This is a genomic window from Agreia sp. Leaf335, from assembly GCF_001423605.1.
GTDB lineage: Bacteria > Actinomycetota > Actinomycetes > Actinomycetales > Microbacteriaceae > Agreia.
Genome location: NZ_LMOQ01000002.1, coordinates 538,434 through 560,807, shown reverse-complemented (window position 1 = coordinate 560,807; position 22,374 = coordinate 538,434). Strand labels below are relative to the sequence as shown.

Sequence of the window (22,374 nt, the reverse complement as noted above, 5' to 3'; positions counted from 1 at the left end):
TAGCAACTCACGACAGGCCAGCCCGAGAGACTCGCTGGGCGCGGTCTCGGGCCGTCAGACCCACGTAGGCGAGTCGGTTCCGAGTGGATGCGCGATCGAGGCGTAGTCGGCGAACTCGGCGAGGGCGGGTCGGGCGGTCGTCACGTCGCCGTGGGTGACGACGACCGCGTTCGTCAGCGCCGCGCCCTCCGTCGTCCGAACTCCCGGACGGGCTTCGAGAAGCTCGGCGGCGACACCGGCGAGCGACACAGAGATGCGATGACCTGACGGGTGCTCGATCTGGCGCGTGAGGGCGCGTACGACCGCCGCGGCGAGCCTGTATCCGGCGGAGTGGTCGAGTGCCTGGACCGGCAGAGCCCCGGGGGTGGGCCGTTCATCCGCAGTCGACCGTGACTCGATCATCGAGATACCCGTGACCGCCTGCACGAGACTGTCGAAGCCCCGTCGATCCCTCCAGCTCTCCTCCTCGCCCCAGGCGTTCACCGTTGCGTGCACCAGCCCCGGGGGTACGGTCAATCCGAGAGCCTCGATCGCGCCGGGCCGGTAGCCGCTCACGAGAACGTCTGCCTCGGCCAGAAGAGCGTCGAGCCTGGCGCGCCCCGAAGAGGCCTTGCCGTCGATGAACGTAGAGCGCTTGCCCTGACCCGTGTCGATGTGCTGAACGGCGATCTCGGGCATCGCGGGCGGGTCGACACGCAGCACGTCAGCCCCGAGGAGTGCGAGGCTCCGTGTGGCCACAGGACCCGCGATCACCCGCGTGAGGTCGAGAACCCGGATGCCCGACAGCGGCCCTCCGGGTCGGTCGCGCGGCTGGCGGGTCGCCTCGCGACGATCCACGAGGTGGTCGCTGACGACAACGCCTTCCGACGGCGTCCATTCACCGGGCTCGCGTACCCGCACGGCGAGCGCCCCGACGGGCCACGCGGCATCTTCGACGTCTGTAGCGTCAAGACCAGAGACTTTCGCGGCGAAGTCGGCGGCCGTCGCCGTGTCGTCGAGTCCCATCGCCAGGCAGAGGCGCCCTCGGTGATGGGGGTAGTTCGCGTGGGTGCGAATCCACCCGTCGCGGGTGGGAAAGAATCCGGAGAGCTCGGCGAACATCTGCACGGGCTGGCCGTTCTGGCGCAGGAGCCGGTCGCATCCGTAGGCGCCCGCGATGCGATCCGCATCCAGCGACCACCGTCTGGGAGGGCTGCCGGCGGCGACGAGGTAGTCGTTGATCGCCCCGACGAAATCGGCCACGCTGCGCGAAGCCAGCCCCGCGACATCCAGATTCGACGGGAGGAGTCGTCGGAGACGCGCCATGTCGGGCAACCGAAGGAGACGATCGTCATGCTGAGCCGGGGACTCGAAGCGGGTCATGCGAGGACATTACTCCCGTTGGGCCAGCACATGGTCGGTTCGAGGACAACCCCTGACAGCCCGCTCGACGACCTCGTAGCGTGAAGAGCACGCACACGAGAAAGGCACGTCTATGACACGGTTCGGATACACCCTCATGACAGAGCAGAGCGGCCCGAAGGAGCTGGTGGGCTACGCCGTCGATGCCGAGCGAGCAGGGTTCGACTTCGAAGTCTCGAGCGATCACTACTCACCCTGGTTGACCGAGCAGGGTCACGCCTCGTATGCCTGGTCGATGCTCGGTGCCGTCGCTCAGGCCACCGAACGGGTGGAACTCGCCACCTATGTGACCTGCCCGACCATGCGCTACCACCCCGCAGTGATCGCCCAGAAGGCAGCCACGATGCAGCTGTTGAGCGATGGCCGGTTCATTCTGGGACTCGGATCCGGCGAGAACCTCAACGAGCACGTCGTCGGCGAAGGGTGGCCGTCGGTCGCGCCACGCCAGGACATGCTTGAGGAGGCGGTGACGATCATCCGTCAGCTGCACACCGGCGATCTCGTCACGTGGGAGGGCGAGTACTTCCGCGTCGACTCGGCCCGCATCTGGGATGTGCCCGAGGGCGGGGTCCCCATCGGACTGGCCGTGTCGGGCGAGAAATCGATCGAGCGGTTCGCCCCTCTCGGTGATCACCTCATCACGACCGAGCCGTCGGCGGAGCTCGTCTCCGGCTGGGCGGCGGCGCGTTCGGGAGGCGCACCCTCGCGGTCGATCGGGCAGATCCCCATCAGCTGGGCGCCTGACAAAGAGGATGCGATTGCCCGGGCTCACGAGCAGTTCCGCTGGTTCGCGGGTGGCTGGGCGGTAAACGCGGACCTGCCGACTCCCGCGGGCTTCGAGGGCGCCACTCAGTTCGTGCGTCCCGAGGATGTGGCGGCGCAGATCGCCTGCGGTCCCGATCTCGACGAACTCGCCGAGAGCGTGCGCCCGTACCTCGACGCCGGGTTCACCGACGTGGCGATCGTGCAGATCGGCGATGAACTTCAGCAGCGATTCCTCGACGAGGTCGCCGAGCCATTGCTGGAGAAGCTCCGCGCACTCTAAGCGCGAAATATTCGTCGAGGGGACCGGGCATAGAACTCGGGTCGAGATTGTTGCACACGCGCAACCTCCTCTCGAAAGGCACCACCCGGCCTATGGCCCCCTCGACGAATACACCCGAACCCACCGACGACCACAGCGAACGAGAACGCCGCCAGCGTGCGCGACTGAGCCGCACCCCGAGCGAACGGGCGATCGTCTTCACACTGGCGCTGACCGGCCTGACGGCAGCGGTGATGCAGACCCTGGTCACGCCCATCACGCCGGAGCTGCCCGCACTGCTCGACACCTCCAGCTCGAACGCGACCTGGGTGCTCACGGCCACCCTTTTGGCGGCGGCCATCACCACTCCGATCTCCGGTCGGCTGGGCGACATGTTCGGCAAACGTCGCATCACGCTGCTGCTTCTCGCCATCACGATCGTCGGCTCGATCGTCTGTGCACTGGCACAAGACGTGACCGTGCTCATCGCCGGTCGAGCGCTCCAGGGAGTCGGACTCGGCGTGATCGCGCTCGGTATCAGCATTCTGCGCGATGTACTGCATCCCAAGCGGTTGGGTGCGGCGGTCGCGCTGGTCAGCTCGACCCTCGGAATCGGAGGCGCTCTGGGCCTGCCGGTGGCGGCCTTCGTCGCCGACACGTTCGATTGGCACGTGCTGTTCTGGATGGCGACCGCGCTGTCGGCTCTCGCGTTCGTGCTCGTCCTCTGGATCATCCCGGTCTCCACGCTGCGCACGGGCGGCTCATTCGATTTCATCGGAGCGACTGGGTTCGGAATCGGACTCGTGGCGATCCTGCTCGCTGTCTCGAAGGGCAGTGAGTGGGGCTGGGCGACGCCGGGAACGATCGGCCTCTTCGCCGGAGGAGCCGTCGTCCTCATCGTCTGGGGCGTCTACGAGCTCCGCGCATCCAACCCGCTGATCGATCTTCGGATCGCCGCGCGCCGACCGGTGCTGCTGACCAACCTGGCCTCGATCACCGTGGGCTTCGCCTACTTCGCCAGCGTCGCCGTTCTGCCGCAACTCCTCGAGGCGCCCACCGACACGGGTGTCGGTCTCGGGCAGACGCTGTTCATCGCCAGCCTCTGCCTGATGCCCAGCGGAATCGTGATGTTCTTCCTCTCGCCCATCGCGGCGCGGTTGTCGGCAAGCAGGGGTCCGCGAACGTCTCTCGTTCTGGGCTCGTTCATCATCGCCGTGGGCTATGTGCTGGCCGTCGGTCTGATGACGGAGGTCTGGCACGCGGTGCTCGTCGCCACCGCGGTGGGATTCGGCGTGGGCTTCGCGTATGCCGCAATGCCCACACTCATCATGCACGCGGTGCCGGCCTCGGAGACCGCGGCGGCGAACGGGTTCAACTCGGTGATGCGCACGCTCGGCTCGACCATCGCAGCTGCCGTCATCGGGGTGATCCTCTCGTCGCACGTCGACATCGTGGGAGAGCGTGCCGTTCCCACAGCCGCGGCATTCCAGTGGTCGTTCGGTCTCGCGGCCGCCGTCGCCCTCGCGGGCGCGATCCTCGCGCTCTTCCTGCCTCGACGCGAGACGATCTACACGACGGCGAGCATCCCCATCATCGCGCCCGGCAAGAACTGATCACTCGGGCCGGGCCTCGTCACTCAGCCATGAATTGAGCTCGGCCGTCAGGGCGTCGTCGACGGGCATGGCTCGGCCGTCGAGAGTGTGTACCGCTACGGCCTGACGTACGCTCGACACGAGCCACAAGGCGTCGCACGTCGATAGGTCGGCAGCCCTGATGCCGGCGAATCTCGTTCGGTACCCCTTCGACTCGAAGAAGCCGAACGTGGTGGCCTGCGTCGTTCCAGCCAGGATCCCCGTCTCTACGCCAGGGGTCTCGACCAGGTCGCCGCGGCGCACGATAAGACTCGACGTCGGACCCTCGAGTGCGAGTCCGTCGGTCGACGTGAAGATCACGTCGTCGGCGCCGCGTCTGGATGCCTCGCGCAGGGCCGCCGCGTTCGTCGCGTACGACAGATGCTTGGCGCCGAGCAGGAGCCACGGCGCACCGTCGGCGGCATCGCTCGCGTAGCCCCGGTCGAGGGTGACCACTGAGACGCCCCTGCGCCTGATGGCTGTGAAATCGCGGGCGGGTCGTGCGAGCAGCCAGGCCGTGGGGGAGCTGTCAGCATTCTCGACTCCCCGGGTCATGACCAGAGTGACGGCGAGACGGTCGACGGCCTCGTGTGTCTCGATCGCTCGAGCCAGAGCGGTCGTCCAGATCGACCGGTCGATGAGCGGCAGGTCGAGCGCCCCCGCCGAAGCCTCGAGACGGTCGAAGCGGGCCGCGAGGGCGGGCATCCGGCCTGCGATGACGCTGATGCTCTCGAAGATGCCATCTCCGCGCGTGGCGCCCCAGTCGGTTACGTTCACCTGCGGCTCGCGAGGATCGGCTCGTAGAAAGCCCGATGCGTCGACGAAGAACAGGACGGGCGAGGCAGTCACGAGCGCCCCCTGTCGATGGCGTGCAGTTCGACCTCTCGCAGTTCTGCGGCGTCGGCCACCGCCGTGAGAAAGGTGCAGTGCGGTTGCCTGCGGCGGTCGGTGGGTGAGCCGGGATTCAGCAGGCGCAGACCGTTTGTTGCGGAGGAGTTCCACGGGATGTGGCTGTGGCCGAAGACGAGGACGTCTTCGTCGACGAACGTTTGCGCCATGCGCTCGTCGCGCCCGATCGACGCCCCTGTCTCGTGAACCATCGCGAATCGCAGTCCCTCGATCTCGAATCGTGCGATCTCGGGCAGTCGTGACCGGAGCTCCGGGCCGTCGTTGTTGCCGTACACGCCGATCAGGCGTTGGGATCGAGCCTCGAGTGCGTCGAGCGTCGCCTCGTCGACCCAGTCGCCGGCGTGCAGGACGACATCGGCCGTGTCGATTGCAGACCACAGCTCAGGCGGTAGCGCCTTCGCACGTTTCGGCAGATGAGTGTCGGCGATGATGACTAGTCGGGTGCTCACCCGTTCAGTCTGGCAGCGCGGGTGGGATTGAATAAGGGGGTGACCCATCCCCAACGCGACCTCATCGCCGCCCTCCGTTCAGACCTCACCGCGGCGGGATTCACCGTTTCCGCCCTCTCCGGCCTGTGGGGCCCGGACGCGGATGCGGCACTGCACCGCAACCAGCGCGTGCCGGCGCTCAGAGCGTTGTCCGCGCTGAAGCGCACGCTCGGCCGATCCACGCCGACGGCCACCCTCGCGGAGCTGTTCGTCCTCGGCCTGCCCGTGTCGCCCGCGATGCTTGCTGAAGCTTTGCCGACCCTAGGACTCCAGGGCGCCTCCGAGCTCAGGTTGATCTCGTCGGTGAGCGAGCGAGACGAGAGCGTGCGGCCGACAGCCGATCTGCGCCCCTACAGCTTCATCGACCAGCTCGGAGTCGGCAGCTGGTGGATCGCGTCGGACCTCGGCGAGTTGTCTCTCGGACACGCCGTCGGCGAAGATCACGTGCTGGGCGTGGGAGGCGCCTCTCTCACCCTGAGCGGACTCATGATCCAGCGGCCCGTCGACGCTGCGCTCGACCTCGGAACCGGATGCGGCATCCAGGCCATGCATGCGGCGCGGCACGCGCGCCGGGTCGTGGCAACCGATATCTCCGCCCGTGCGCTCGACATAGCCGCCCTGAACGCCGAGCTGAACGAATTCGAGAACATCGAATTTCGGCTCGGCAGCCTCTTCGAGCCCGTCGCCGATGAGACCTTCGACCAGATCGTCTCGAATCCGCCCTTCGTCATCACGCCCCGAGCCGAAGGAGTCCCGAGCTACGAGTACCGCGATGGCGGCATGGTCGGCGACGCCCTCGTGCAGCACGTCATGCGCCACGCGAGCGAGTACCTCGCCCCGGGCGGCATCGCGCAGTTCCTCGGCAACTGGGAGTACACGCGTGGGCAGGCGGGCCTCGATCGAGTGAACGGATGGCTCGACGAAGCGACCGATCCTCTCATCGATGCCTGGGTCATCGAACGAGACGTGCAGCACATCGACGAGTACGCAGAGACCTGGATCAGAGACGGAGGCACCACCCCGGCTTCGCCGGAGTTCGACCGTCTCTACGGAGCGTGGCTCAACGACTTCGAACACCGCGGGGTCGATCACGTCGGGTTCGGCTACGTCACGCTTCGGCGACCGGATGCGGTGGCGCCCGATACACCCGCGGCCCCGCTGCGCCGTCTCGAGCAGCTGCACGGCCCGCTCGGGGGTTCCGGCTCCGGACTCGGCGCACATCTGGCGGAGTGCCTCGACGGACACGACTGGCAAGCCGCGCGCGACGATGCCGAACTCGCCTCGGCGACGCTCGTCGTGGCATCCGACGTGACCGTGGAACGGCACTACTGGCCCGGCGACGACGACCCCACAGCGATGATCTTGAGGCAGGGAGGCGGATTCGGTCGACAGACACCGATCGACACCGGGCTCGCCGCTCTCGTCGGCGCGTGCGATGGGGAACTCACGGTCGGATCCATCTGCGCCGCGCTCGGCCAACTGCTCGAGGTCGACGAGCTAGCCCTCGAAGCGGAGTTGCTGCCGCTCGTGCGTTCTCTTCTCGACGACGCGATACTGCTCCCGAACTGAGGCGCCTGGCCCCGGCGAGGCTCAGGGGTGCCGGGACTCCACGCGGGCTGATGCCGTGACCCCGAAGACGAGAAGCACCACGACCGAGGCGGACACGACGATGAGCGGCGCCGACCATCCGCCGGTCGCCTCGTGCACCGCGCCGACGATCGATGGCCCCGTTGCCGCCAACAGATAGCCGCCGCCCTGCACGAACGCGGACATGCCCCTCGCCTGATCGTTGCTGGTCGACATGCGCACGATGATGATGAAGACGATCGTGATGCCGCCGCCCTGCGCGGCACCGCCGACGACCGACCAGAGGGGCCAGAGCTGAGGCGCGAGCAGAAGCCCCACCGGCATGGCCAGCCAGAGCGCGCCGACGAGCCCGACCACCGAGCCAGGACGCCAACGGTTGGCGAGCACCGGCACACCCAGAGCTCCGACCACTGCCAGAAGCTGGAACACGGACGAGCTGGCCCCGGCTGATTTGGGGTCGAGGCCTTGTACCTCGTGGAGGATCGTCGGCAGCCACGTGGTGATGCCGTAGTACGAGAAAGCCTGTCCGCCGAACGCGAGCATGAGCAGCCACGCGGTGAGGCTCCTGTACGAGGCGGAGTGCACGGGTGCCGACTCGGTGGTCTCGGAGGTGATTGCTCGATCGCCGAGGACCGATCGGCGCCAGCCTGCGGCCTGGCCCCAGACGAGGATGGCGACGACGACGAGTACGGCCCAGGCGGTGATAGCAGCCCGCCACCCCAGCCAATCAGCCAGGGGAGCGGTGCCGAGCGAGGTCAGCATGGCGCCCACGTTGAGCGTCGCCGTGTAGACACCGGTCACGATGCCGACTCTCGACGCGGGGAAGTCGCGTCGAACCACGACGGGGACGACGACGTTGCCGATGGTGATAGCGATGCCGATCACCAGGGTTCCGATCACCGCGACGGCGAACCCGCCCTGAGCCCGGATCAGGGTACCGATGAGGATCCCGGTCAACGAGATGAGCACGGCCCGCTCGGGTCCGGCGCGCCCGATCAGGGCTGCGGCCAGCGGAGTGGCCAGGGCGAAGCAGAGAACGGGAAGGCTCGTGAGCAGGCCCGCCGTCGCCGCAGACAGGCCGAGCTCCTCTCGGATCTGCCCGATCACCGGAGCGATCGCGACGATCGGTCCGCGCAGATTGAGCGCGAAGAGTACGACCGCCGCCAGCAGGAACCACGGCATCGCGCGGGCAAGGGATCCGGTGTCGCGCGTTCTCATCACTGTCCATTATCTCCAACGGCCGAGTGGCACAGCCCCGCCCCAGCCCGACCGGGGAAGATGGACGGAAGACATGTGAGAAAGGACATCCCATGGGCTTCCTCGACAGGCTGCTGGGTCGCGAACCGGAGCAGGCACCACAGGGCACGACCGGATCGGTCCCCGACTACGGCACTCCGCCTGGAGCGGTGAAGGACGCGACCCCGGACGGCCGATCAGACGACGAGATCGCGCTCGAACGCTACCGCTACCTTCTGAGAACCGCGCCGCCCGAGACGATCGAGCAGGTGCACGAAGAGGCCTTCGCCCGCCTGACGCCGGATCAGCGGGCTCAGGTGTTCGCTCAGCTCAGTGCGGAGGCTCCGCAGGGTGAGGCACCTCGCGACGCGGGAGCCCCGGCGCTCGCACAGGCGGCGACCCGGTCTGAGTTGCGCAGTCCGGGAACACTCGAGCGGTCTCTCGGCGCGCAGAATCGGGCAGGCGGGCCGGGCTTCGGGTCGGGCATGGGATCAATGTTCGCGGGGTCGCTCCTCGGCAGCGTGGCCGGCATCGTCATCGGCAGCGCAGTCGCTCAGGCGTTCATACCCGATCTGGGCAGCAACGAGACCGCCGGTGCCGACGCTTCCGGTCAGGACGCTTCGGCGGACACTGGCTCCGAGAGCGGCACCGGGGGCGATACGTCGGGTGGGGACGCATCCGGCGGCGACGGCGGCGGATTCGGCGACGGCGGTGGAGACTTCGGGGGAGGGGACTTCGGCGGAGGATTCGACTTCTAAGGGCGCTTTGTGGGCGCGGCCGCGACCGGGTAGTCCGCGGCGTAACGCGCGAGAACGTCCGCGACCGGCGCATCCAGAACCAGCGAACCCTTGTCGAGATAGAGCCCGCGGGTGCAGAAACGCCTGAGGTCTTTCTCATTGTGGGAGACGAAGAACAGAGTGCGGCCTCCGGCGAGCAGTTCCTCGATGCGTCGGTAGCACTTCTCTCGGAATGCCTTGTCACCCACGGCGAGCACCTCGTCGACGAGAATGATCGGTTCCTCGAGTTGAGAGATCACCGAGAAGGCGATCCGCACCTTCATTCCGCTGGAGAGATGCTTGTAGGGCGTGTCGAGGAAGTCGCCGATCTCGGCGAACTCGATGATGCGAGCGAAGCGCTCGTCGATCTGCGCCTTGGTCATGCCGTGCAGCCCGGCGGTGAGATAGACGTTGTCGCGAACAGAGAGGTCGTCGACGAATCCTCCGGTGATCTCGATGAGCGGGGCGACCCCCTGGCCCACGCGCACGGTTCCTTCGTCGGGCAGGACGACCTCGGCGACGAGTTTGAGGAGGGTGGACTTACCCTGACCGTTGCGACCGATCACTCCGATGGCCTCGCCCTGTCGCACGGTGAAGCTCACGTTGCGCAGAGCCCAGAACTCGTCCGGCCGCGAACGACGCAGACGCCCCGCGAAGAGATCCTTGAAGTTGCGGCGTGATCGCCGGTTTCGTTTGAACCGGATGCCTGCATCGGCGACGGTGATGACGGGGGAGTCGTTCATCAGATCTCTTTCAGTACAGCGCGTTCGGTGCGCCGGAACACGAGGATGCCAATGAGAAGAACGAGAACGCTCATCGCCGCGCTCACGCCGACGAGGAACCAGTCGAGCTGTTCGGGGAAGAATGCCGATCGATACAGCGAGAAGATTCCACTGAGCGGATTGAATGCCGCGAAGACGTGCAGCTGAGCCGGCAGATCCGTGGTGCTGTAGATGATCGGGGAGGCATAGAAGAGTGCGCGTAGAGCGAGCTTCACCGCTCGTTCGAGGTCACGGAAGAAGACGACGAGCGGCGCGACGATGAGGCCGACGCCGACCGTGAGGACGCCTTGGATGAGGATCGCGACCGGGAAGAGGAGGACCTCGATGTGCAGAGTCGCGCCGGAGAAGATGGCGAACACCGCCAGCACCGGCAGGCTGGCGAGGAACTCGATTCCCTTCGAGAGCACGAGCCTGTTCACCCAGATGGTGCGGGGGATCTTCGTCGAGCGGATGAGCTTCGCTTCGCGGAGGAACGCGCGCGTGGCGTCGGCGGTGGTCCCGTTGAACCACATCCAGGGCAGCAGCGCGGCCAGGAGGAAGACGATGTACGGGTCTTCGCCGACGGACTTCTGGAAGACCTGCGTAAAGACGAACCAGTAGATCAGCGCCATGACGAGCGGATCGAGGATCGACCAGACGTACCCCAGAGCCGACGTCGAGTAGCGAACGCGCAGGTCTCGTCTGGTCAGGAGCCAGAGGGCGTTGCGATATCGCGCGAACGGAGTGCGCTGGTTCGGCCGCACCTCGCTGAGCGTCGTCGTCACGTGCCGGTTCTCATTTCTTGTCGAAGAACAACGCTCCACTCTATCCCGCACACGAATAATGCCCCCTCACGCCGATCAGTGATCGAAATGAGGGGGCACGAAGTCCGGGTCGGCCGATTCATACGCCGAGCGGGTGGGTCACACGAAGAGGTTCGCGCGCTCCAGGTCTTCGGCGAAGTCGACCTCGACGGCGTAGAGATCGGAGATGTCGACGGGCTCGACCAGCAGTCGGTTCTGCTCGATGGCGAGTTCGATGCCGCGCTCGAAGTAGTCCTGATCGCCGACCGCCTTGAGCTGGCGGAGCAGCGTGGCCTTGTCTGCTGCCGAGATGTAGTTGATGCCGACAGCCTCACCGAGGCCACCCTTCACTGTCTTCGACAGTTCTTTGATGTAGCCCTCGGCGCTGGTCGTGTACTTGACTTCCTCGTCGGACACCTTGGAGGTGTTGACGGTGACGAACGACTGATCGCGGGCGATCATCGCGGCCGCGCGGTCGAGAACGGCGGGGTCGAAGACCACGTCGCCGTTCATCCACAGGACGCCGCCGGGCCCCGATGCCTGGAGAGCGCGCATGAGGCTCTTCGAGGTATTGGTCTGGTCGTACTGCTCGTTGTACACGAACGACGCCTGGGGGAAAGCCTCGATGATGTGCTCGAGCTTGTAGCCGACGACGATCGTGACCTTGGCGTTGTTGCCGAAGGCGTGATGGATGTTGTCGAATTGCTGGCCCATGATCGTGCGGCCATCATTGAGTTCGGTGAGCGGCTTGGGAAGGGTGCGGCCGAGTCGGCTACCCATTCCCGCTGCGAGGATGACTACCTGGGTGGTCACGATGGATCTCCTTGATGGTGCGGACGTGCTTGAGGACAAAAGTGCGCATCTACATAGGAGTCGAGAATTCAGAAACCGTTAAGCCGTATGAGAGGCGCTGGACACTCCGTCATGTCGTTGTTCACTGTATCGTGTCCCCCGTTTCGGGTCACGTGATGCTGGCTCATCGTTTCGTGTTCGTGATATAACCGTCAGCCTTTTCTCGGGGTGTGAATTGACGGGTGAAAGCACATCACTGTGTGTCGGTGATGAATGCGAGTGTCGGTCTCGGCTGATACCTTAAGTTCGGTGAGCTCAGAGTCAGACATTTCCGCGACCGGGGGCGAAGGCAGCGAAGAGTTGAACGAGGAGTCGATTACCTCGGCAGCACAATCAGCTACCGGAGCCCAAGACGCAACGTCTCGGCCCTCGAAAACCGGCACCACAGCACGAAAACCGCGAGCCGCCAGAACATCGAAACCTCGTTCGGCGGGCGCGGAGCAGTCCTCTACGACGGTGAGACCGTCGCGCACGGCGAAGCCGCGCACCCAAGTCCGACCGGTGAAGCCTGCCGAACCAGGCGCCGACTCGATCGGCGCAACCAGCGAAGAGGACGATGTGACGCCCCAGTCCCCGACCGACACGGCCGACAACGCTGTTGCCGATGACGCCGTGACCGACGGTGCCTCCGCCGAGGAAGCGATCGCCCAGGACTCTGAATCGAACGTGACCCCGGACGAAGAAGGCGGCGACAAGACCGCTGGAGCCGAGACCCCTGGTGCCGAGACCGGTCAGTCCGAGCCCGATCAGCCCGGGGCCCCCGCTCAGAGCGCGGCCAAGCCCCGCCCGGCCTCACCTCGATCTCCCCGTGCTCGCAGCACCAGCGCTTCGCGCGCCGCCGCCGGTGCAGACCGAGTGCCCTCCGCGCCCCGCGCCCCACGTAAGCCCGCAGCGCCGCGCGCCAAGGCCGCACCGTCGGCATCCGATGCCCCCATCGTTCTCGACCTGACGGCCGCGCCGATCAGCAAAACGGCGAAGAAGCCGGCACCGAAGGCCGTCAGGCTCACGGCAGCTCAGAAGAAGGCAGCCGCGCTGGCCGAGGCCGAGGCGGCTGAGCGCGCTGCGTTCCGTGCGCAGCAGCCGGTCGTTCTCTCGATCAGCCGCCTGGTCAAGAAGTTCGGCAGCACGACGGCGGTAGACGGCATCGACCTCGAGGTCCGACAGGGAGCGTTCTACGGAATCGTAGGCCCGAACGGTGCGGGTAAGACCACAACGCTCTCGATGGTCACGGGTCTCCTCCGACCCGACTCGGGCACGATCACCATCAACGACCTCGATGTCTGGGCAAACCCGGCGCAGGCCAAGAAGATCATCGGTGTGCTTCCCGATCGGCTCCGACTGTTCGATCGTCTCACCGGTCGACAGATGCTCTATTACGCAGGCACCCTCCGCGGTCTAGACAACAAGTCGGTGCGCGAGCGCAGCGATGACCTCGCGGCGGCCTTCGGGCTCGAGGATGCCCTGGGGCGCCTCGTCACTGACTACTCGGCGGGAATGACGAAGAAGATCGCTCTTGCCGCGGCAATGATCCACTCGCCTCGCATCCTTGTTCTCGACGAGCCGTTCGAGTCCGTCGACCCCGTGTCTGCGGCCAATGTGATCGAGATCCTGCAGAAATATGTCGAGACCGGCGGAACGGTTGTTTTGTCGAGCCACAGCATGGACATGATCCAGCGCGTGTGCGACGGAGTCGCGATCATCGTTCAAGGGCAGGTTCTGGCGCAGGGCACGGTCGATGAGGTCAGGCGCGGCGGCACACTGGAAGACCGCTTCGTCGAGCTCGCCGGTGGGCGCAAGGCAGCGGAAGGCATGGAATGGTTGCTGAATTCCTCAAACTGAAGCTCAGGCTTCTCGGCAACACGTTCAACCGCACCCCTAAGCAGAACGTCGGTGTCGTGGCGAGCGTCGTCGTCGCCGTTGCTCTGACGGTCGTGTGCGTGTGGGTGCTCTCGTCGGTGGCTCCCGGATCCGAAGAGGCGCGAACCACGATAGTGATCGGTGGATCGGTCATCGTCTTGGCCTTCATCGTCGGGCCACTGGTCTCCACCGTGCCCGATCCACTCGACCCCCGCAATTTCGCCCTCTTCGGCATTCCCGCGTCGACACTGGCGCGCGGTCTGGCCGTCGCGGGCCTCGTCGGTCTGCCCGTCATCCTGACCCTGATCGTGGCCGTGTCAACCCTTCAGGTGTGGTCGCAGAACGCGGCGACTATTCTGTTGGCCGTCCTCGCCGTACTCCTCGTCGTCGCCACGGCGGTTCTCGCGTCGCGTGTGACGTCGCTCCTCGCCGCCATCGGCCTCGCCACCCGCCGGGCTCGAGAGACGGCCACGCTTGTGACCGTCGTCCTTCTCGTGCTCGTATCGCCCGCCGTTGTCCTCTGGGTCAGCGTCAACTGGGGTCGAGACGGTTCGGGCCTCGCCGGTGCTGCGGCCGACGCGCTGAGTTGGAGTCCTCTCGGCGCCGCGTGGGCTCTTCCGGCCGATGCCGCGAGAGAGATCCCTGCCGGCGAGATCGCCCTCAAACTCCTCATCGCTCTCGCCTCCGTCGCGTTGCTCTGGGTGTCGTGGAGAGCCCTCGTCGCCCGAGTGCTGGTCACCGCCCAGCGCAACACTCCCGAGCGTGAGCACGCGAACCTCGGGTGGTTCGCTCGAACACCCACCACTCGCACGGGTGCCGTGGCAGCTCGGAGCTTCACCTACTGGGCGCGCGACGCCCGGTACCCGGTTCCCGTGATCGGCGTCTTCGGATTCCTCGTCGTCGTGTTCCTCGCTTTTGTGATCGCCGGAATCCCGCTCACATATCTGGTCTTGCTCACGGTGCCGGCGCTGTGTGTGACGCTGGCGTTCTCGGTGCACAACGACGTCGCCCTCGACAACTCGGCTGTCTGGCTCCATGTCTCCGCCAGCCGCGTCGGCTTCGCCGATCGTATGGGGCGTACCGCTCCCGTTCTCGCGATGGGCATTCCCCTCATCGCGGTGGGATCTGTCGCTGCGGCGTTCTTCGCCGACAGCTTCGCGACGCTGCCCGCGATCCTGGGGGTCAGCACAGTCCTCCTGCTTGCGGGGCTGGGAGTCGGAAACCTCCTCTCATCGCTGTTTCCCTACCCTGCGGTTCGTCCCGGCGACGGGCCGTTCTCGCAGCCCCAGGTCGGCGGCGGTACGGGATTCGTGGTGCAGATCGCCTTCGTTCTTCTCACGGCGCTGTTCGCGGCGCCGTCGGTCGTCTACGCGATCCTCGGCCTCCTGGGCGACGAGTCGGCCTTCTGGCCGTCGCTATGGTGGGGGGCAGGCGCGGGTGTGGTCGTGTTCGTCGCCGGAACCGTCGTCGGCGGTGCGATCTTCGATCGTCGCGGCCCGGACATCCTCGCGGCCGCACTGCGCAACTGACACCTCGCAGCTCAGAGCACCGCGGTTGCGTGCAGGGTCACCGCTGCGCTCGGTGAAATTAGACTGGTGGCATGAGTCACGTTCCTCACACCAGTCCAGCAGCCAGCATCGCCGAACCCGGCGGACCCCGCGAGGGTGGCGGCACATCGACTCTCGACCGCGAACTCGAGGAGTTGCTCGAGCAGGAGACGATCGAACCAGGCGACCACGAGCGGTTCTCTCACTACGTCAAGAAAGAACAGATCCTCGAGTCTGCGATGACGGGTAAGCCGGTCAAGGCGCTGTGCGGCAAGAAGTGGCTGCCCGGTCGTGATCCTGAGAAATTTCCGGTGTGCCCCGACTGCAAGCGCATCTACGAGGGCCTGAAGCCCGAATAGACGCTCCGTTTGATCAGACGTAGACGGTGGGGATGATGGGCTCGCCCCGGCCTAGACGGAACGCCTGATCGGGGAGTTCGGCGATGGCGTCGGCTCTGTGGGTGCGAGCCAGCTCAACGCCCTCCGGGCCCGTGTAGCGGGCGTCGACCTCGCCCCTCTCGATGAGGGTGACGAGCAGGTCGCGAGCTGAGCTGTTCGACACCGCGGAATCGCCGACGTCGATCGTCTCGGCAACCGCTCGACCGAGGTCGTTCATCGTTCGCACCGGATGCTTGCGCCCACCCACCGTGGCCTTCTCGGCCGATTTCTTGGCGACGGGGACCCATGCGCCCTCGGCATCTTTATGCGCCACGAGCTTGTAGACCATACCGGCGGCGGGGGAGCCGGATCCGGTCACGACAGACGTTCCCACCCCGTAGGAGTCGACAGGCGATGCGGCCAACGCAGCGATGGTGTATTCGTCGAGATCGTTGGTCACGGTGATCTTGGTGCCCTGGTTGCCGAGGGAATCGAGCTGTTCCCGAACGGCGGTGACGAGGGAGGGCAGGTCGCCCGAGTCGATGCGGACCGCTCCCAGCTCGGGCCCCGCGACGCGCACGGCGAGCTCGACGCCCTTGTGTACGTCGAAGGTGTCGACGAGCAGCGTCGTCGATGGCCCGAGCGCGTCGACCTGGGCCTGGAACGCGGCTTCCTCGCTGTCGTGCAGCAGGGTGAACGAGTGGGCGGCCGTGCCCATCGTGGGAATGCCCCAGGTGCGCCCTGCCTCGAGGTTCGAGGTGGCGCCGAACCCCGCGATGTAGGCGGCGCGCGCAGCCGCTACGGCAGATCTTTCGCCTGTGCGGCGCGAACCCATCTCCGCGAGTGGGCGCCCGGCCGCCGCCGAGACCATGCGGGATGCTGCACTCGCCACCGAGGAGTCGTAGTTGAGAACGCTCAGGATGAGCGTCTCGAGGATGACTCCCTCTGCGAAGGTCGAGTCGACGATGAGGATGGGGGAGTTGGGGAAGTAGACCTCTCCCTCCCGGTATCCGGTGATCGTGCCGCGAAAACGGTAGTCGGCGAGCCAGTCGAGCGCGGCGGTGCGCACGATGCCCTCCCTGCTCAGCCATTCGAGTTCGGCGTCGCCGAATCGGAAGGCCTCGATCAGTTCGAGCAGACGCCCTGTACCTGCCACGATTCCGTATCGACGCCCCTGGGGGAGCCGGCGCGCAAAGGCTTCGAAAACGCATTCCCGCTCGTGCGTTCCGGCCTGGATGGCCGCATCGAGCATCGTGAGTTCGTAACGGTCGGTGAGAAGCGAAGAGGCGTCGGTCACTCGGCAAGCATATCCGCGGCCCGCGCGCGCAGTAGTCTTGACGGGTGAGTGATGCGCCGATCGGAGTCTTCGATTCCGGCGTCGGCGGCCTCTCCGTGGCTCGGTCCATCCGCGATCAGTTGCCCCGGGAATCCATCACCTACATCGGCGACACCGCTCGATCACCGTACGGACCGCGACCTCTCGCCGAGGTCAGGCAGTTCGCGCTCGAGGCGCTCGACACGCTGGTCGCGCAGGGCGTGAAGATGCTCGTCATCGCGTGCAACACGGCCTCCGCCGCGATGCTGCGCGATGCCCGCGAACGGTACTCGGTTCCCGTCGTCGAAGTGATCCAGCCCGCGGTTCGCGCCGCCGTATCGTCGACGAGAAATCTCAAGGTCGGAGTCATCGGCACCGAGGGAACGATCCGCTCCCGCGCGTACAACGACGCGTTCGCCGCGGCCCCGCACCTCGAACTCTTCACTCAGGCGTGCCCGAGATTCGTCGAATTCGTCGAGGCGGGCGACACGACGAGTCGTGAGCTCTTCGCCGTCGCCGAGCGCTACCTCGCCCCGCTTCGTGAGCACGATATCGACACACTCGTGCTCGGCTGCACCCACTACCCCTTCCTGAAGGGGGCGATCTCCTACGTGATGGGAGAGGGTGTACGTCTTGTCTCGAGCGACACCGAGACGGCGAACGATGTGTTCCGCGAACTCGTGAGCCGCGGAATCGAGCGCACGTCGTCGCCGCCGCCAGTGCACCGCTACGAGGCGACCGGCGCGAGCGCCGACGAATTCATGCGGCTCGCAGACCTGATGCTCGGCCGCCAGGTCGAGACCGTCGAGTTCGTCGAGACCGGCGTCATCACCCTTCCCCCCATCCACTGATCCCCTCCTGGAGACACCATGTCGAACGATTCCCGCAAAGACGGCCGCACCGCCAGCCAGCTGCGCCCCATCACGATCGAGCGTGGGTGGAGCGACCAGGCCGAGGGTTCGGCCCTGATCTCGTTCGGCAAGACGAAGGTGCTCTGCACCGCGTCGTTCACCAACGGGGTGCCCCGCTGGAAGCAGGGCAAGGGCCAGGGGTGGGTCACGGCCGAGTACTCGATGCTTCCGCGCTCGACCAACGACCGCATGGATCGCGAAGCCGTCAAAGGCAAGATCGGCGGACGCACGCACGAGATCTCGCGACTGATCGGCCGTAGCCTGCGTGCGGTCGTCGATATGAAGGCTCTCGGCGAGAACACCATCGTCATCGACTGCGACGTGCTGCAGGCAGACGGGGGTACCCGCACGGCGGCGATCACCGGTGCGTACGTGGCGCTGGTCGATGCCATCGAGTGGGCTCGCACCAAGAAGTTCATCGGTCAGAAGTCGCAGCCCGTCATCGACAGCCTGTCCGCGGTGTCGGTCGGCATCATCGACGGCGTTCCGATGCTCGATCTCGCCTATGTCGAGGACGTGCGCGCGGAGACCGACATGAACGTGGTCGTCACGGGCCGAGGACTCTTCGTCGAGGTGCAGGGCACAGCCGAGGGCGCGCCCTTCGATCGCGCCGAACTCGATGCCCTTCTCGACCTCGCGCTGGCGGGCACGGCCGAGCTGGCCGAGATCCAGGCGAGGGTTCTCGGATCGGGCGAATGAGCATCCGGGTCGTTCTGGCGACGCACAACGCGCACAAGGTCGAGGAATTCCAGAAGATCCTGGCGGCCGAGATCCCCGAACTCGAGATTGTCGCGTACGACGGGCCGGAGCCGATCGAAGACGGCGTCTCGTTCGCCGACAACGCTCTGATCAAGGCGCGGGTCGCGGCCGCCCACACCGGTCTTCCGGCCCTCGCCGACGACTCGGGCATCTGCGTCGACGTGCTCGGGGGAGCCCCGGGCATCTTCTCCGCGCGGTGGGCTGGTCACGGACGAGGAGCGACGGCGAACCTCGACCTCCTGCTCGACCAGCTGGCCGACATCAAGGACCCCCACCGCACAGGGTGGTACGCGTGCACCATCGCCGTGGTCGTGCCCGAACAGCCGGGCCGGGCCGCCAGCGAGCATCTCGCCGTGGGCGAATGGCCGGGCCGAATCGTGGATGCGCCGCGCGGCGAGAACGGATTCGGTTACGACCCGATCTTCGTGCCCGACGGAGGAGATCTCTCCGCTGCCGAGCTGACGCCCGAGCAGAAGAACGCCGACAGCCACCGCAGCAGAGCGTTCCGCGAACTGGTTCCCGTGTTGAGAATGAGCGTCATTCCTAACTAGCCGCGCCGCTAGGTGCAGCTCGCGTGGCTGCCTACGCTGGGAGGACGATGGCTCGCAGCGAACAACACTCCCACGGCTCCCACGACCACGCCTCGGCGACGACGAACCGGTCGCGCCTCGGCTGGGCGATCGCGATCGTCGCGACCGTCCTGATCGTCGAGATCGTCGGTGCCCTGGCCACGGGGTCGCTCGCCCTCCTCGCCGACGCGGGGCACATGGCATCCGATCTGATCGGGCTGATCGTAGCTCTCGTCGCGACCATCGTGGCGGCCCGACCCGCCACGGAGAGGCACAGTTTCGGCTTCCAGCGCGTGGAGGTCTTCGCCGCGTTGTTCAACGGGCTACTGCTGATCGGTGTCGCGGCATTCGTCGCCATCGAGGGAGTCTCTCGGCTCATCACGCCGGATGGCGTGCAGATTCCTCCGGTGCCGTTGCTCGTCGTCGCCGCGATCGGACTGATCGCCAACTTCGCGGCGCTGATGCTGCTCCGAGGGGGCGCAAGCTCATCGTTGAACATGCGGGGGGCGTACCTCGAGGTGTTCGGCGATCTGCTCGGGTCGGCGACCGTCATCGTCGCGTCGCTGGTGATCCTGTTCACAGGATTCGCCCCGGCCGATGCGATCGCGTCGCTGGTGATCGCCGCCATGATCATTCCGCGCGCCGTCTCGTTGCTGCGCGACGTCATCCGGGTTCTGCTTCAGCAGACGCCCGTCGAGACCGACGTCGCCGAGATCCGCAGCCACATCCTCGCGGAAGACGGTGTGGTTGATGTGCACGACGTGCACGTATGGGCGGTGACCACAGGCAAGAACATCTTCTCGGCGCACGTCGTGGTGGAGCCCGCCGTGTTCGAGCGCGGAGACTCCGGGCGGCTGCTGGATCGCCTGTCGACCTGCCTGTCAGCGCATTTCGACGTCGGACACTCCACGTTCCAGATCGAGCCCGCCGAGCACGCGCAGCACGAGGAACACCTGCACCCGTAGGCGAGGTGTCCCCGTGCCGAGGGCCTACTTCTGCGGCAGAGCCTGAACGCCCAGCGTGCGGTACAACTCGACCTGCTGCACGGTCTCCAGCTCGGCCGGTGCGCCCGTGAGCGGGTCGTTGCCGCCACCCGACTTCGGGAAGGCGATGACGTCGCGGATCGACTCCGTGGCCGCGAGCAGCGACACGACGCGGTCGAAGCCCATGGCGAATCCACCGTGAGGCGGTGCACCGAACGCGAAGGCCTGCAGGAGGAAGCCGAACTTCTCCTGCGCCTCTTCTTCGCTGATGCCCATGATCTTGAACACGCGCTCCTGCAGCTCGCGAGTGTGGATACGGATGCTTCCGCCACCGATCTCGTTGCCGTTGCAGACGATGTCATAGGCGTACGACAGGGCCGACTCTGGGTCGGAGTCGAACGTGTCGATGAACTCCGGCTTGGGCGAGGTGAAGGCGTGGTGCACTGCCGTCCACGCGCCGGCGCCGACCGCGACATCACCGCTCGCGACCGCGTCGCCGGCAGGCTCGAAGAGGGGAGCGTCGACGACCCACGTGAAGGCCCAGGCTGCGGGGTTGATGAGGCCCTGGCGCTCTGCGATCTCGCCGCGGAGCGCACCCAGGAGCCCGCGTGACGCCTTGGCGGCGCCCGCTGCGAAGAAGATGCAGTCGCCGGGCTGAGCGCCGGCGTGGGCCACGAGGCCGGCGCGCTCGGCTTCGGACAGGTTCTTCGCGACCGGGCCGCGCAGTTCTCCGTCTTCGCCGACGAGCACGTAGGCGAGCCCCTTGGCGCCACGCTGCTTCGCCCACTCCTGCCATGCGTCGAGGGCACGGCGGGCCTGTCCGGCACCGCCGGGCATCACAACCGCACCCACGTAGGGTGCCTTGAAGATGGCGAAGTCGCTGCCCTCGAAGTACTCCGTGAACTCGACGAGCTCGAGGCCGAAGCGCAGGTCGGGCTTGTCCGAGCCGAAGCGACGCATCGCCTCTGCGTAGGTCATGCGGGGCAGCGGCGTGGGGAGCTCGACATCGATCGTGCGCCACATAGCCCGCAGCACCTTCTCTGCGAGTTCGATGACCTGCTCCTGGTCGACGAAGCTCATCTCGACGTCGAGCTGCGTGAACTCCGGCTGCCTGTCGGCTCTGAAGTCCTCGTCGCGGTAGCAACGGGCGATCTGGAAGTACTTCTCGAACCCGCCGACCATGAGGAGCTGCTTGAAGAGCTGGGGGCTCTGCGGCAAGGCATAGAACGTGCCGGGCTTGAGACGGGCGGGCACTAGGAAGTCACGCGCACCCTCGGGGGTCGAGTGGGTGAGTGTGGGCGTCTCGACCTCGACGAAATCCTCGTCGACGAGCACGTTGCGAACGGCGGCAGACACCTTGGAGCGCAGCTTCAGGGGGTACGCGGCGCTCTCGCGGCGAAGATCGAGGTAGCGGTAGGCGAGGCGGGTCTCTTCACCGGGTTCGTCGTCGAGCTGGAAGGGCAGGACGTCGCTGGCGGCCAGAACCTCGAGGCTTGTCGCCTGGATCTCGACCTCGCCCGAGGCGATGGTGGTGTTCACGTTGCCCGCGGGACGCTCGCGGACGATTCCCTTGACCGTCACGACGGACTCGACACGGAGGCTCTCGGCTGCCGCCACCAGCTCGTCACGGAATGTGACCTGGGCTATGCCGGACGAGTCACGGAGGTCGATGAAGGCGACGCCGCCGTGGTCGCGGATGCGCGCCACCCAGCCGGAGAGCATGACGTCGAGGCCCACGTCTTCGCGGGTGAGCGAGGACGCATAGTTGGTTCTGTACATTGGTGCGAGCTTCCTAAGCCTCCGGCTTGTGGTCGAAGACGTCGGGGTCGAGTGCCAGATCTGCTTGAGCCTGGGCAGCCCCCGCAGCGTTGGCCTTTCGAGCCTTCATCGTCGACTGCACGTAGTGCCAGATCGTGGGGATGAGCGTCGCCGCGACTGCGGCGAGCAGGATGATGTCGATGTAGCTGGTGACGAAGTCCTTCACCGGGGGGATGTTCCCGATGAGATATCCGATGAATGTCACACCTGCGCCCCAGATGACGGCGCCGATGAGGTTGTACAGCGAGTACTTGCGGTAGTTCATGTGTCCGATGCCGGCGGCGATCGGAGCGAACGTGCGCACGATGGGAACGAAGCGGGCGAGGATGACGGCGAATGCGCCGTATTTCGTGAAGAACGCGTTGGTTCGCTCGACGTTCTTGATACTGAAGAGGCCGGACTCCTTGCGCTCGAAGAGGCGCGGTCCGAACTTGTGACCGATGAGGTACCCCACCTCACCACCCGCGAAGGCGGCAAAGCCGATGGCCAGACACACCCACCAGATGTCGACGCCGATGCCCGGGCTGAAGGCGAGAACGCCGGTGATGATCAGCAGAGTGTCGCCGGGGAAGAGGAATCCGATGAGGAGTCCCGTCTCCGCGAAGATGATCAGACAGACGCCGATCAAGGCGAACGGCCCGAAGCTCTGGATGAGCGTCTCAGGATCAAGCCAGGGAATGAGGGCGGCGTGTGTCATCTGGGCTCCAGTCGTCGGCGGGTCGAGTCAAGGCCGGTCGGCGGCGGACAAGTGTGCGATCTGCGGTGCATCA

Annotated in this window: 21 protein-coding genes; 11 read left to right on the top strand and 10 right to left on the bottom strand. The window is 66.3% G+C overall.

Annotation, left to right across the window (positions count from 1 at the left end; translation table 11 throughout):
* Nucleotides 1–54: 54 nt before the first annotated feature.
* On the bottom strand, nucleotides 55–1,362 hold the full coding sequence (locus ASF79_RS08720) for a CoA transferase (protein ID WP_200933554.1): 1,308 nt from the start codon (nucleotides 1,360–1,362) through the stop codon (nucleotides 55–57).
* Nucleotides 1,363–1,474: 112 nt separating this feature from the next.
* On the opposite strand from ASF79_RS08720, the gene ASF79_RS08715 reads away from it, so the two are divergent.
* Together ASF79_RS08715 and ASF79_RS08710 are read left to right on the top strand one after the other, a co-directional pair.
* A complete protein-coding gene (locus tag ASF79_RS08715) occupies nucleotides 1,475–2,446 on the top strand; it encodes an LLM class F420-dependent oxidoreductase (protein WP_055780470.1) in 972 nt (323 codons plus the stop codon).
* Between the two features lie 92 nt (nucleotides 2,447–2,538).
* Nucleotides 2,539–4,038, top strand: a complete 1,500-nt coding sequence (locus tag ASF79_RS08710) for an MFS transporter (RefSeq protein ID WP_082495773.1) — start codon at nucleotides 2,539–2,541, stop codon at nucleotides 4,036–4,038.
* On the opposite strand, the gene ASF79_RS08705 is transcribed toward ASF79_RS08710, so the two are convergent.
* Both ASF79_RS08705 and ASF79_RS08700 read right to left on the bottom strand, forming a co-directional pair.
* Nucleotides 4,039–4,905, bottom strand: a complete 867-nt coding sequence (locus ASF79_RS08705) for an aminotransferase class IV (protein ID WP_055853796.1) — start codon at nucleotides 4,903–4,905, stop codon at nucleotides 4,039–4,041.
* Nucleotides 4,902–5,414 (bottom strand): metallophosphoesterase family protein, encoded by a 513-nt coding sequence (locus ASF79_RS08700; RefSeq protein WP_200933553.1) that lies wholly within the window; start codon nucleotides 5,412–5,414, stop codon nucleotides 4,902–4,904. Before ASF79_RS08700 ends, ASF79_RS08705 begins: the two co-directional genes overlap by 4 nt.
* 39 nt (nucleotides 5,415–5,453) lie before the next feature.
* Between ASF79_RS08700 and ASF79_RS08695 the strand changes: the two genes are divergently transcribed.
* Entirely contained in the window at nucleotides 5,454–7,022 is a 1,569-nt protein-coding gene (locus ASF79_RS08695) for a DUF7059 domain-containing protein (RefSeq protein ID WP_055853789.1), read from the top strand.
* 21 nt (nucleotides 7,023–7,043) lie between these two features.
* Here ASF79_RS08695 and ASF79_RS08690 read toward each other — a convergent pair whose 3' ends face one another.
* A complete protein-coding gene (locus tag ASF79_RS08690; protein WP_055853786.1) occupies nucleotides 7,044–8,258 on the bottom strand; it encodes an MFS transporter in 1,215 nt (404 codons plus the stop codon).
* Nucleotides 8,259–8,350: 92 nt separating this feature from the next.
* Between ASF79_RS08690 and ASF79_RS08685 the strand changes: the two genes are divergently transcribed.
* Complete coding sequence (locus ASF79_RS08685; protein ID WP_055853783.1) at nucleotides 8,351–9,034, top strand: hypothetical protein; 684 nt, start codon at nucleotides 8,351–8,353, stop codon at nucleotides 9,032–9,034.
* Here ASF79_RS08685 and ASF79_RS08680 read toward each other — a convergent pair.
* From ASF79_RS08680 to ASF79_RS08670, 3 genes are all read right to left on the bottom strand, one after another.
* Complete coding sequence (locus tag ASF79_RS08680; RefSeq protein WP_055853780.1) at nucleotides 9,031–9,795, bottom strand: ABC transporter ATP-binding protein; 765 nt, start codon at nucleotides 9,793–9,795, stop codon at nucleotides 9,031–9,033. The two genes, ASF79_RS08685 and ASF79_RS08680, sit on opposite strands and share 4 nt — an antisense overlap.
* A complete protein-coding gene (locus ASF79_RS08675; RefSeq protein ID WP_235480599.1) occupies nucleotides 9,795–10,598 on the bottom strand; it encodes an ABC transporter permease in 804 nt (267 codons plus the stop codon). The genes ASF79_RS08680 and ASF79_RS08675 overlap by 1 nt, the downstream gene beginning before the upstream one ends.
* 138 nt (nucleotides 10,599–10,736) lie before the next feature.
* Nucleotides 10,737–11,429: a phosphocholine cytidylyltransferase family protein gene (locus tag ASF79_RS08670; protein ID WP_044438827.1), complete on the bottom strand. Its 693-nt coding sequence runs from the start codon at nucleotides 11,427–11,429 to the stop codon at nucleotides 10,737–10,739.
* A 597-nt stretch (nucleotides 11,430–12,026) separates the two neighbouring features.
* On the opposite strand from ASF79_RS08670, the gene ASF79_RS17690 reads away from it, so the two are divergent.
* The 3 genes from ASF79_RS17690 to ASF79_RS08655 all read left to right on the top strand — a co-directional run bounded on the left by ASF79_RS17690 (nucleotide 12,027) and on the right by ASF79_RS08655 (nucleotide 15,231).
* On the top strand, nucleotides 12,027–13,307 hold the full coding sequence (locus ASF79_RS17690; protein ID WP_326942857.1) for an ABC transporter ATP-binding protein: 1,281 nt from the start codon (nucleotides 12,027–12,029) through the stop codon (nucleotides 13,305–13,307).
* Entirely contained in the window at nucleotides 13,283–14,854 is a 1,572-nt protein-coding gene (locus ASF79_RS08660) for a hypothetical protein (protein ID WP_055853776.1), read from the top strand. Before ASF79_RS17690 ends, ASF79_RS08660 begins: the two co-directional genes overlap by 25 nt.
* A 71-nt stretch (nucleotides 14,855–14,925) precedes the next feature.
* Entirely contained in the window at nucleotides 14,926–15,231 is a 306-nt protein-coding gene (locus tag ASF79_RS08655; RefSeq protein WP_055853773.1) for a DUF3039 domain-containing protein, read from the top strand.
* A 13-nt stretch (nucleotides 15,232–15,244) separates the two neighbouring features.
* Here the strand turns inward: ASF79_RS08655 and ASF79_RS08650 are convergent, their stop codons facing one another.
* On the bottom strand, nucleotides 15,245–16,546 hold the full coding sequence (locus ASF79_RS08650; RefSeq protein WP_055853769.1) for a nicotinate phosphoribosyltransferase: 1,302 nt from the start codon (nucleotides 16,544–16,546) through the stop codon (nucleotides 15,245–15,247).
* Between the two features lie 44 nt (nucleotides 16,547–16,590).
* On the opposite strand from ASF79_RS08650, the gene murI reads away from it, so the two are divergent.
* From murI to ASF79_RS08630, 4 genes are read left to right on the top strand one after another with little or no spacing between them, the layout of a single operon-like run.
* The gene (gene murI, locus ASF79_RS08645) at nucleotides 16,591–17,415 is read left to right on the top strand and encodes a glutamate racemase (RefSeq protein ID WP_055780497.1); all 825 of its coding nucleotides are present in this window, start codon (nucleotides 16,591–16,593) and stop codon (nucleotides 17,413–17,415) included.
* An 18-nt stretch (nucleotides 17,416–17,433) separates the two neighbouring features.
* Entirely contained in the window at nucleotides 17,434–18,174 is a 741-nt protein-coding gene (rph, locus tag ASF79_RS08640; RefSeq protein WP_055780500.1) for a ribonuclease PH, read from the top strand.
* A complete protein-coding gene (gene rdgB, locus ASF79_RS08635) occupies nucleotides 18,171–18,785 on the top strand; it encodes an RdgB/HAM1 family non-canonical purine NTP pyrophosphatase (RefSeq protein ID WP_055780502.1) in 615 nt (204 codons plus the stop codon). The genes rph and rdgB overlap by 4 nt, the downstream gene beginning before the upstream one ends.
* 47 nt (nucleotides 18,786–18,832) lie before the next feature.
* Entirely contained in the window at nucleotides 18,833–19,768 is a 936-nt protein-coding gene (locus ASF79_RS08630) for a cation diffusion facilitator family transporter (protein WP_055853765.1), read from the top strand.
* A 24-nt stretch (nucleotides 19,769–19,792) separates the two neighbouring features.
* Here the strand turns inward: ASF79_RS08630 and aspS are convergent, their stop codons facing one another.
* Both aspS and ASF79_RS08620 read right to left on the bottom strand, forming a co-directional pair.
* Complete coding sequence (aspS, locus tag ASF79_RS08625; RefSeq protein ID WP_055853761.1) at nucleotides 19,793–21,565, bottom strand: aspartate--tRNA ligase; 1,773 nt, start codon at nucleotides 21,563–21,565, stop codon at nucleotides 19,793–19,795.
* Between the two features lie 13 nt (nucleotides 21,566–21,578).
* On the bottom strand, nucleotides 21,579–22,301 hold the full coding sequence (locus tag ASF79_RS08620; RefSeq protein ID WP_055780510.1) for a DedA family protein: 723 nt from the start codon (nucleotides 22,299–22,301) through the stop codon (nucleotides 21,579–21,581).
* Between the last annotated feature and the right edge of the window lie 73 nt (nucleotides 22,302–22,374).

Coding starts and splice junctions, on each gene's coding strand:
- ASF79_RS08720 (WP_200933554.1), bottom strand. CDS start 1,362: ATGACCCGCTTCGAGTCCCCGGCTCAGCATGACGATCGTCTCCTTCGG.
- ASF79_RS08660 (WP_055853776.1), top strand. CDS start 13,283: ATGGTTGCTGAATTCCTCAAACTGAAGCTCAGGCTTCTCGGCAACACG.
- ASF79_RS08620 (WP_055780510.1), bottom strand. CDS start 22,301: ATGACACACGCCGCCCTCATTCCCTGGCTTGATCCTGAGACGCTCATC.
- rph (WP_055780500.1), top strand. CDS start 17,434: ATGTCGAACGATTCCCGCAAAGACGGCCGCACCGCCAGCCAGCTGCGC.
- ASF79_RS08710 (WP_082495773.1), top strand. CDS start 2,539: ATGGCCCCCTCGACGAATACACCCGAACCCACCGACGACCACAGCGAA.
- ASF79_RS08630 (WP_055853765.1), top strand. CDS start 18,833: ATGGCTCGCAGCGAACAACACTCCCACGGCTCCCACGACCACGCCTCG.
- ASF79_RS08655 (WP_055853773.1), top strand. CDS start 14,926: ATGAGTCACGTTCCTCACACCAGTCCAGCAGCCAGCATCGCCGAACCC.
- aspS (WP_055853761.1), bottom strand. CDS start 21,565: ATGTACAGAACCAACTATGCGTCCTCGCTCACCCGCGAAGACGTGGGC.
- ASF79_RS08685 (WP_055853783.1), top strand. CDS start 8,351: ATGGGCTTCCTCGACAGGCTGCTGGGTCGCGAACCGGAGCAGGCACCA.
- ASF79_RS08680 (WP_055853780.1), bottom strand. CDS start 9,795: ATGAACGACTCCCCCGTCATCACCGTCGCCGATGCAGGCATCCGGTTC.
- ASF79_RS08690 (WP_055853786.1), bottom strand. CDS start 8,258: ATGAGAACGCGCGACACCGGATCCCTTGCCCGCGCGATGCCGTGGTTC.
- ASF79_RS08715 (WP_055780470.1), top strand. CDS start 1,475: ATGACACGGTTCGGATACACCCTCATGACAGAGCAGAGCGGCCCGAAG.
- rdgB (WP_055780502.1), top strand. CDS start 18,171: ATGAGCATCCGGGTCGTTCTGGCGACGCACAACGCGCACAAGGTCGAG.